Origin of the sequence: Streptomyces katrae, from assembly GCF_000966975.1 — a bacterium.
GTDB classification, from domain to species: domain Bacteria; phylum Actinomycetota; class Actinomycetes; order Streptomycetales; family Streptomycetaceae; genus Streptomyces; species Streptomyces katrae.
Genome location: NZ_JZWV01001645.1, coordinates 1 through 1,466, shown reverse-complemented (window position 1 = coordinate 1,466; position 1,466 = coordinate 1). Strand labels below are relative to the sequence as shown.

General features: G+C 70.5%; 1 protein-coding gene and 1 riboswitch. The gene reads left to right on the top strand.

The window, feature by feature from the left end; all coding sequences use genetic code 11:
• Positions 1-66: 66 nt before the first annotated feature.
• Positions 67-229, bottom strand: a riboswitch (cyclic di-AMP (ydaO/yuaA leader).
• A 308-nt stretch (positions 230-537) separates the two neighbouring features.
• Complete coding sequence (locus VR44_RS39815; RefSeq protein WP_385871396.1) at positions 538-1,356, top strand: tyrosine-protein phosphatase; 819 nt, start codon at positions 538-540, stop codon at positions 1,354-1,356.
• Positions 1,357-1,466: the final 110 nt, after the last annotated feature.

Genomic DNA, 1,466 nt, shown 5'->3' with positions numbered 1-1,466 from the left:
CGAAGGCGAGCCCGCGGGATATGGAACGGGACTTCGGACGGCGGTGCTTACCCTTTCCGGGCATGGCGAATTCCTCTCCGGCGCCTGCGAGGTGAGCTGTCGGGTTCGGACTGGAGATGTCCGGCCGTACGGGTACGGCTTCACCCCGAGCCGTTCCGGAAAGATCCCGGACGGCGTTTCACCTGGTTCCCCCGCTCCTGCCGCGCGCATGATTGGTCGGGTGCGGTTCCCGGGCGGCGGCAGGATTAGGCGGTCCACCCGGATCGCTCGCGAAGGTAATCCAGCGGGGCCGCGGCAACAAGCCGTGAATTCCCTGACGGAATAGCAGGTATGAGGGATCAACGGAATTCCGGTCACCCTGCGTCCATTCCGGACCGGCAACGGCCGCCCCGGCAAGGGAATTCGGCTTTCGCGATCAGGCACGCACGGTCACCGTATGATCTGGCTCACGGAGTTCGGCCCGATCTCGCGTCCACCTATGGCAAGTTGGTTCCAACCAGACCAATTCGGACACGCGGCACACGCGGAGGAGTACACGTGACCCAGCAGATACCGCAGGACCTTCCGGCGCACCCCGACCCCACGCCCGAGATGACCGGAGTGCGCAATTTCCGTGATGTGGGCGGCTTGCCGACCACGGACGGACGGAGGGTCAGGCCGGGACGACTGTTCCGAAGCGGACATCTGGCGCATGCCACCGAAACCGATGCAGAATTCCTCGCCTCACTCGGCCTGCACACCGTCTTCGACTTCCGCAACGCCGCCGACCAGGCCCTGGAGGGCCCGGACGTCGCACTGCCGGGCGTGCGCAACGTGAACATCCCGCTCTCCGACCCGGCCGACGGCGGGGAGTTCTGGCGGATGGTGCGCGAGGGCGGTCTCGACCAGCTCCGCGGCCTCCTGGGCGGGGGCAGGGCGGCCGCCCGCATGGCGGGGTCCTACCGCGCGATGATCCGCGACCGCACGGCCGAGCACGGCCGGGTGGTGCGCGCGCTGGCCGAGGACAGCGTGCCGGCCCTCCTGCACTGCGCGGCGGGCAAGGACCGGGCGGGCCTGGCGATCGCCGTCACCCTGCTCGCGCTCGGCGTCGACCGCGAGGCCGTCGTGGCGGACTACCTGGAGTCGAACGCCCCGCACAACCGCTACCGGGTGCGGCGCGACAGCGAGGCCCCGGAGGCCCACTCCCCCGAGGTCATGGAGCTGCTGGCGCCGCTGTTCGACGCCCGCGCCGAGTACCTGCTGGCCGCGTACGAGACCATCGACGGGCACTGGGGCGGGGTGGACCGCTACCTCGCCGAGGGCCTCGGGCTCACTCCGGTGACGCTGGAGCGGCTGCGCGAGCGGCTGCTGGACTGAGCCCGCGGGGCCCCGGCGGACCGGGGCCCCGTTCGGCCGGGCCGTCCCTGCCCGAGGGGACGGCCTAGCTGTATTGACCCGCAGCGTTGTTCACACGGGTGATGGGCGGG